The sequence below is a fragment of the Scytonema sp. HK-05 genome, assembly GCF_963872035.1.
Lineage (GTDB): Bacteria > Cyanobacteriota > Cyanobacteriia > Cyanobacteriales > Nostocaceae > Kalymmatonema.
The window spans coordinates 71,809-79,884 of sequence record NZ_CAWMYC010000116.1 but is presented as its reverse complement, the minus strand read 5'-3'; the positions used below and the strand labels follow the sequence as shown (position 1 = coordinate 79,884).

Here is an 8,076-nt window from a genome sequence, read left to right as displayed (position 1 = left end):
GTCATTAGTCATTAGTCATTAGTCATTAGTCATTAGTCATTAGTCATTAGTCATTTGACTTTGGACAAAGAACAAATGACTAATCATCAGACCAAATAGCACGCCATGCTGCTTCAGCTTGGGCAACTGAACGTTCCCGCTGTTTTTTTTGATACTCCTGCCCTAGCCGATTGAGCTGAAGCAAGACACTGCGAATCTGCTTGCGATAAGACGAGAGTGTCGCGTCAGCAAATTCAATTTCCCCAAGCCGCAGGTTGATAGCCATAATTTGTGTCAAGCCGGAGTCTTCTGACTGCTGCTCATTTTCAATTTCAATAACCAAGTTTAGTAGATTGGGTGGTCCTGGCATCACTTCGGCAGATGCTTCTGATGCCGCAGCCGCAGCTGCTTCTAAAATTGGTCCTGGTAATTTTTTGGGTATTATCCCTGCTTTCTGTATGAGAAGATTAGCCTCACGAGAAACTCTTTTGAGCTGTTCTTGTGTCGCTCTTTCTAAATTCTGTTGCCATTTTGCTAGTTCTATAGGGTTAGAGGTGTTTGGGGAAGAGGACAAGGAGGACAAAGGGGATAAGGAGAAGGAAGCACCGGGAGTGGGAAGAGTGGGGGGAATGGCAGAAGTCGGGGGATTAGGGGAACTAGGAGGAATAGGTGGAATAGCCGGAGTCAGAGGATTGGGAGGAGTAACGGAAGTAGCGGGAGTCAGGGAAGTCGTGGAAGTAAGGAAAGTCGTGGGAGTCACGGAAGTAGGGGAAGTCGTGGGAGTAGAGGCAGATGTTTCCTCATCTTCGTCATCTTCGTCATCTTCGTCATCTTCGTCATCTTCGTCATCTTCGTCATCTTCGTCATCTTCGTCATCTTCGTCATCTTCGTCATCTTCCTCATCTTCCTCTGCTACGTGCTGTTCACTTGGGTTGATGAGACCTTGTAATTGTTCGGCTGTGTGTTGACCCAACTTGCGGATGGCTTGTTGCAATTGTTGCCGCTGATGCAATGACAAATTCAAAAAGCTTTCCGGATACCCTTGGGTACACAGGTGATATGTCGCCAGAATTAGCTGCTTGCGTACGGTTTCCCCCAAGGCGGTGAGATAATTGGTATAGGCGGTTTGGAGTTCTTTTGCGATCGCCTGTATCGCTTCTTCTAGTGCTAAAATATCCCGTTCAATTCGCTCAATTGCTTTCGCCATATCTTCTTAATATTGCCCATCTGAACCTTATGTTGGTATAAACGTACTACTCTTCTAGTTTAAAATAACCATCCAAAGCATTTTAGATGTTGAATGTTGAATTTTGGATTTGCACAGAGATAGAAACTCTAATCTATCAAAACATAATGGGAGGGTGAGAACCCCTGTTCGCGTAGCGTCCCGAAGGGAAGATGTAGTTTGACGCACGGAGGAAAACTACATCTGTGCTTAAAGCCAGGGGATGGAACCCGACGATGGCAGGCTTTAGCCCTTTGTTTCTCTTTCAATGTATTGCCTTACCGCTTCTCTGATTAACTCATTGATTGACCTCTCTTTTCGTTTACTTAGTTTTACCAATTCTTCATACTCTTATGAGCGAAAACCTTGCACTAAATCTACCCATAACATCATTAGTATGTTATATTGATGTCATGGTAACACAGGATGAAAAACTCCAAAAAACAAACGTGATGCCATAGTGATACCACGACAATTGAAGATATGGGGTTGTGTTGAAAAGTCTTTTTAGAGCCATCAACACGTAAAATCTTCTCCTAGCGGAGACGCTAGGCGAACATGGTTGGAACGAACACACAAGTAGCCGCACAGCCCTGAGCTTGTCGAAGGGTCGAGGCGGGTAGGGCTGTTTGAACGAGCCAACGTGTTTTGCAAAAAAACATGAGACAACGTTACGACCTGGGCTTTCAGCCCAGGTCGTAACAACAGTCTAGAATCCACGTTTTTCAAAGCGTGGAGAGTTCAAAGTAACGCTCAGCAAATAATGGTAAATTTTATTAGACCTCTTGCCAAAAGGCAAAAGTTGCCCGAATCCCCAACCCCTTCTCCCAATTTTGGGAGAAGGAGAGCCAATTTCACGCGTCCCTCTCCCAACCTTGAGAGAGGGATTTAGGGTGAAAGTCCAAACGAAAATCTGACATTAATCTGACCGTGAATGAAAAACAGGTCAGCTTGGCTTGCCTGTGACCTGTCTTGGAAATAGTCCTTTGTCTTTTGCCCAAAACTAATGACAAATGACTAAATTACTTGCTGCCCATTTGCGCAGCGACTTCTTCAGCAAAGTTGCTTTCTTCCTTCTCAATACCCTCGCCCAGGATATAGCGAACGAAGCGAGCAACAGAGATGCTTTCGCCCAGTTGTGAGCCAGTCTGCTTAATCAACTCTTCCACTGTGATACTCTGATCACGAATATAAGGTTGATCGAGCAAAGTCAGTTCTTTTAGACGTTTTTCAATCCGTCCCTGAACAATCTTTTCTTTGATGTTCTGTGGCTTGTTCGCCAAATCATCCCGCCCCATTTCAATATCCTTTTCTTTTTGGGCAACTTCAGCGGGAATTCCGTCTACGTTGACATACTCAACATTTGGGCAAGCTGCAACTTGCATCGCTAAGTTGCGTGCCAGAGTTTGAAACTCTTGACGACTCGCTACTGCATTTTGGCTGTTTAGTTCGACTAACACACCAACTCGACCGCCAGTATGAATGTAACTATCTATTACCCCTTGTGTGCCTTCTGCTAGTGCAAATTTGGCGAAGCGACGCAGTTGGATATTTTCACCCAACTGGGCGCTCGTTTGCTTAATAAAAGCTTCGACCGTTAGACTTTCATCTTCAATATAAGGTTGAGTCAACAAGGCCTCAGGGCTTTCGGCGGTTGTTGCTTGCTTCGCCAAGTTCTGAACTAAAGCTTTAAAACCCTCGTTACGGGCAACAAAATCAGTTTGGCAGTTGACTTCTATGAGCACACCAACCTCACCTCCGGGTTGAATGTACGTGTCTACTAGACCGTCTGCCGCAGTACGTCCTGCTACCTTCTCGGCTTTGGCAATGCCTTTTTGCCGCAGCCACTCGATGGCTTTTTCTATATCACCATCAGTTTCTTTCAGCGCCTTTTTGCAGTCCAGTATGCCAGCACCAGTTTTCTGACGTAGCTCTTGGACAAGTTTTGCAGATATTTCCGCCATGTTGCCTCAATTCCTAACTTGACTGACAGTTTTAATCGCTCTCAAATAAACTTTAGAGTCTTGGATTTAAGAAAATCCTGAGCAATGAATCATAAGTGCTGAGTTATTTCTACTCAGCACTCACCACTAACTTAGGATTTTACCTGTAGCTAAGGACTCATGAATAAGTAGTACTCTACAGTACCAAGTACTACTATTTTAGTCGGCACTCAGCAATGCCCTAGTGGGAACGGCCACCCCTTACGGTGAGTCCAGCGCTGCGGGAGGGTCTCCCGCAGCAGGCGACTGGCGTAAGCGCAAGCGCACGCCAAGGGCGAACGCGTAGCGTGCCGAAGGCATACCCGGAGGGCTATCGGGTATGTCCTTGAAAGGGACAGGACTGGACTCACCAGTCGCCTAGGCGCGGGAAAGCCCTGATTCCCGCTGGCTCGTTAGCACCGATTATTCTTCCTCTTCTTCGTCGGGAATCACCAAGTCACTGTAGTCGGTTTCGCTTTCGTCGTAGTCGTAGTCTCCCTCAGCGCCTTCGTAATCTTCGTACTCTTCTTCTGAATCCAATTGACCGTGACGACCTTCGTAAATGGCGTCCGCCAATTTGCCTACTATTAACTTAATCGAGCGGATGGCGTCGTCATTTGCCGGAATGGGAATATCTACTACATCCGGGTCACAGTTAGTATCCAGCATGGACACAATCGGAATTGCCAACTTTTGGCATTCTTGCACTGCGTTATACTCCCGCCGTTGGTCTACAATCACCACTACATCAGGAACTTTCCGCATGGTTTTAATCCCACCCAGGTATTTCTGAAGCTTCGCCATTTCCCGACGCAGCATTGAGGCTTCTTTTTTGGGCAGCAAATCGAGAGCGCCGTTTTCTTCCCGGCGTTCCAAATCCTTCAGGCGGTCTACCCGAGTTTTGATAGTCGTCCAGTTGGTGAGCATTCCACCCAACCAGCGCTGGTTAATGTAGTGAGATCCACAACGGGCTGCTTCTTGGGCAATAATTCCTGCTGCTTGCCGCTTGGTACCAACAAACAGAAATTTCTTGCCAGCTTCAGCTTGTGACCTCATATAGCTATAAGCCTCTTCCATCAACTGGGCAGTCTGCACCAAGTCGATGATATGTACTCCGTTGCGAGAGGTGTAAATATAAGGAGACATCTTTGGATTCCACCTACGGGTTTGATGCCCAAAGTGAACTCCTGACTCCATCATTTGAGCCAATGAAACAACTGGCATATTTGTTACTCCTATTCGGGTTAAACCTCCACCCAGGCGTATTTCCCAAAGCAGGAAACACCCGAACTCCTGGATGTGCGAGATTAGTTAACCATACTAGAGTAGCATAGCTGTGGCAGCTATTGGGGAATTGGGAGTGTCGAGAAAATACGACATCCAAAATAGGAAATTACTACATCATCTTTACCAATGCAATGGCTTGCGCCGCTCGCCTCTTATCAAGCTGGCTTTTGCATTTGGGTATACGCTTCATAAACACCCTTGACGTTATACCAGTTTAGAAAAATTCGGGCAATTTCTAACGCCAACTGCGGTTTACCTAAATTAATTAACCATTGTAAAAATGGAGCCATTGTACGTTCATTGAGGATGCCATTCAGTGACAGGATTCCCCAAAGTAAGCGATGCAACCAAGTCATTTGAATCATCATTCGCACTTCCCAAGTGGGGTGCTTTTGATAAAACAAAACTCCCATGCGTCCGCGCTGAATTTCTTTGTCAATCAAGCGCGGAACTTGTTCTAAGCTAAAAGGTGGATGCCAGTGGTATCCAACGGCAGCAGGACATTTAATGAGTTTTAAACCAAGATTTTTGAGTCTGACACCTAGTTCTAAATCTTCCCAACCATAAAGTTGAAAACGAGTGTCAAAAAGTCCGGCTTTCTCCAGCCAATGCTTGGGAATAGCTACATTACCTGTGGCAAAAAAGGCGGCGGAAAAATCTGTTATTTTGTATGGTTCAGATGTGGGGTCGTCAAAATTACAAGTATTAATAACTGCACCGTAGGTAAAGAAGCGATCGCCTCCCAATTTCTCCTTTCCTTGCATCAGTGCTGACTTATGAGCTTGCAGGAAATTTTCTGTCACCACTAAATCACTATCAATAAAAATAATAGTGTCTCCTAGTGCCTTTTCTACTCCCAAATTTCGCGCTGCTGCAGGTCCTGCATGATTTTGACGAAACACTCGCACATGGGGAAACTCCTGTTTGTTTGCTTCTAACCACTCCAATGTGCCATCAGTAGAGCCATCATCCACTAAGACAATCTCGTAACCTTGTAGAGACGAGAGGTGGCGCGTCTCTACATCAGTTAGTTTCTGTGCCTCCAAAGCTCTAAGACACTTTTCCAAAATTGGCTTACGATTGTAAGTCGGAATCACAACGCTAAAAAACACAGTCTCACCCACATCAGTATTGCCCATCTCCAGGATAGGACAGCAGTGACTACAACACTGTTCCTTAAAGCAAAACCACCCTAGTTCTTCTAGGGCGGAGGTGGTTGAGATGAGGATTATGGCGATTTGCATTTGGATGCAATACAATTTTTACCCCACACCTTACCCCAAAGGGTGCAAGCGAAGAGGGGAGAAAATACTCGTTTCAAGGGTAGGTTTTACAGATTTTGCGTTTTGTTTGATGTGGAGATGCGGAGAAACCCAGACGCAAAGAAAAATTTTTGAACGAAAATATAGGCTTTGCTGATAACTTTCAAAACACCTGCCCTTAAGAGAGAAAATACTCCCCCTTTGGATCTTGCAAAGAGGAGAATTGGGAGGTAAAGTTCCTGCCGTATCTAAGCAAAGTGAGAACCGCTATATAATGCAGTGACCTGTTTTCCTTAGTTGGAAGCCGCTTTACGACGGTGTTTACGCAGCAGAACACCTGCTCCAAGTACACCCACGCCGACTAATGCTGTGGTGGCTGTTGGTTCTGGAACCGCCCGAGGAGTCTTTAAGGAGAATTTCAGTATGGCGTTACCGTCAGTAGTAGGAGCTCCTGGTGGACCAAGTCTGTCCTCCTGAGTAAAATCTATTTTGCCTGTGGTGTTTTGGAATATGCCCGTTCCACCAGTGATAGTTATGGTACCACCACCCTTAATTGTGCCTTCGTTGGGGTTAATTTCAGCGCTGTCATTTGCTAATCCAAATAACTGATTGGGACCATCGCCGTAGTATATATCGCCAAGTACTTCGCCTTGTATGCCAAATGTGCTTGGATCGGAATTGAATCTGGTGAATGTATTGTCTCCACGAGCCTCAGTCTGTCCGTAAGTATTGCTAGTAAACTTGGTCAATCCGTAAGGAGCATCAGTACTCTCACCTGTGATGGTTGCCCTTACGATGTTCTGTTCCGGTAGGAAGGGCTGAAGTTGGACTGATGTCTTGTAGTTAGCAGTAAAGTCATAGGTATCATATGTAGCCTGCGCGCTCGCGCTTTGCACATTTAACCCGAAACCACCGAAAGCTAAGGCTGCTGGTATGAGCCACTTGATGTGTGAACGGAGCATAATTGACCTTGTGTACTATATTAGTTAAGCACTGAGTATAAACTAACAGTGTATATTTATAAATGATACGTAAAAATGAATCGATTCGTAATAAATTGTTATAAAGCAGGCGTAAAGCCATTGTGAAATTAACTCAAGAGAGTTTATGTACTAAAAGATACATCATGGAACTCGTACTGCAATATCAAACGTCAATTGTCTAGCAATGCCTAGAAATCAAGCTATGGTAAGCATTGTTCATGTTAGAGATGTAATTTATATAGGGTTATTCGGGTCATGCTTTTAGAGCAACATTACAACTGCGAGTGTTCGGATAGTTCCGCCGATGGAACTCAAAACAGTCGAAAAACTCAACTTTTATCAATAACTGTTTGTTTACTGGCTGGGTTTTTTGTTACTGAGTGGAGTGTCGGTTTATGGAGCGGAAGTTTATCTCTACAGGCAGATGCAGAACACATTCTTTCTGATATCGCTGCTTTGGGAATATCACTGTTTGCCAGTTGGTTAGCACAGCAACCTGCTGCTGGTCGGGCAACATTTGGACATCGCCGCATTGAAATTATGGCGGCTTTGGTGAATGGGTTAAGTTTGCTTGCGATCGCTATTTTCATTTGTTGGGAAGCAATTCACCGGTTGGGGAGTCCGGAAGAAATTTCTGGCTTACCAATGTTAGCAGTAGCTGTGGTAGGTTTATTTGTCAATCTGCTCAACATGACTTTGCTGCATCCCCACTCTCATGACGACTTAAATTTACGGGGTGCTTGGCTTCATATCATCGCTGATACTGCTAGTTCTCTAGGTGTGATTGTTGCTGCTGTCGCGATTCACTTTTGGAATTGGTTATGGGCAGATGCGGCTATTAGCTTAGGAGTTGCTAGCTTGATGGGTGTCAGTGCTTTGCCACTTGTGCGAGAAAGTCTCTCGATTCTTTTGGAGTATGCACCAAAATCAATTAACCCGGGTGTTGTGGAAGTCTCTCTCAAGTCTTTTCCTAAAGTTTTGCAGGTAGAAAAAATCTACGTTTGGAGAATTAGCAGAGAACAGGTGATGCTTTGCGCTCATCTAACTGTGGATTGTGCGACTCTTGAAGAACGCGATCGCCTGCTTGGGCAATTACAAACTCATCTGGAGCAAACTTTTGGCATTCATGAGATAACTCTACAACTGACTCAGCCCAAATCTTTGGCAGCAATGCCAATTCATCCTTTGTTCAAGCAAGATTTAGTTTCAATGCTATCTGCAGAGAATAAATAATAAGAAAAAATTCCGATGAATCGGTGATGTTATGAAAAATATTCAAAATATCAACATATCATGATTGTCTCGTTGAGTTGAAAAATATACCTAAATAAGTTAGATAATATTGACTCATTGTTGTG

Annotated in this window: 7 protein-coding genes; 1 reads left to right on the top strand and 6 read right to left on the bottom strand. The window is 44.7% G+C overall.

The genetic code is table 11. The features are described from left to right. Window positions 1-79: 79 nt before the first annotated feature. The 6 genes from AACT52_RS24255 to AACT52_RS24235 all read right to left on the bottom strand — a co-directional run bounded on the left by AACT52_RS24255 (window position 80) and on the right by AACT52_RS24235 (window position 6,697). Window positions 80-1,186: a primosomal protein gene (locus AACT52_RS24255; RefSeq protein ID WP_073633615.1), complete on the bottom strand. Its 1,107-nt coding sequence runs from the start codon at window positions 1,184-1,186 to the stop codon at window positions 80-82. A gap of 264 nt (window positions 1,187-1,450) precedes the next feature. Next, window positions 1,451-1,543 (bottom strand): ribbon-helix-helix protein, CopG family, encoded by a 93-nt coding sequence (locus AACT52_RS41510; protein ID WP_073633614.1) that lies wholly within the window; start codon window positions 1,541-1,543, stop codon window positions 1,451-1,453. A 683-nt stretch (window positions 1,544-2,226) separates the two neighbouring features. Then, window positions 2,227-3,168 (bottom strand): translation elongation factor Ts, encoded by a 942-nt coding sequence (gene tsf / locus AACT52_RS24250; RefSeq protein WP_073633613.1) that lies wholly within the window; start codon window positions 3,166-3,168, stop codon window positions 2,227-2,229. Window positions 3,169-3,609: 441 nt separating this feature from the next. Then, window positions 3,610-4,410: a 30S ribosomal protein S2 gene (gene rpsB / locus AACT52_RS24245; protein ID WP_073633612.1), complete on the bottom strand. Its 801-nt coding sequence runs from the start codon at window positions 4,408-4,410 to the stop codon at window positions 3,610-3,612. 218 nt (window positions 4,411-4,628) lie between these two features. After that, complete coding sequence (locus AACT52_RS24240) at window positions 4,629-5,612, bottom strand: glycosyltransferase family 2 protein (protein WP_073633611.1); 984 nt, start codon at window positions 5,610-5,612, stop codon at window positions 4,629-4,631. Window positions 5,613-6,028: 416 nt separating this feature from the next. Next, on the bottom strand, window positions 6,029-6,697 hold the full coding sequence (locus AACT52_RS24235; protein WP_073633610.1) for a PEP-CTERM sorting domain-containing protein: 669 nt from the start codon (window positions 6,695-6,697) through the stop codon (window positions 6,029-6,031). Window positions 6,698-6,973: 276 nt separating this feature from the next. On the opposite strand from AACT52_RS24235, the gene AACT52_RS24230 reads away from it, so the two are divergent. Continuing rightward, window positions 6,974-7,951, top strand: coding sequence for a cation diffusion facilitator family transporter (locus tag AACT52_RS24230; RefSeq protein ID WP_073633609.1), 978 nt, complete (start codon window positions 6,974-6,976; stop codon window positions 7,949-7,951). Window positions 7,952-8,076: the final 125 nt, after the last annotated feature.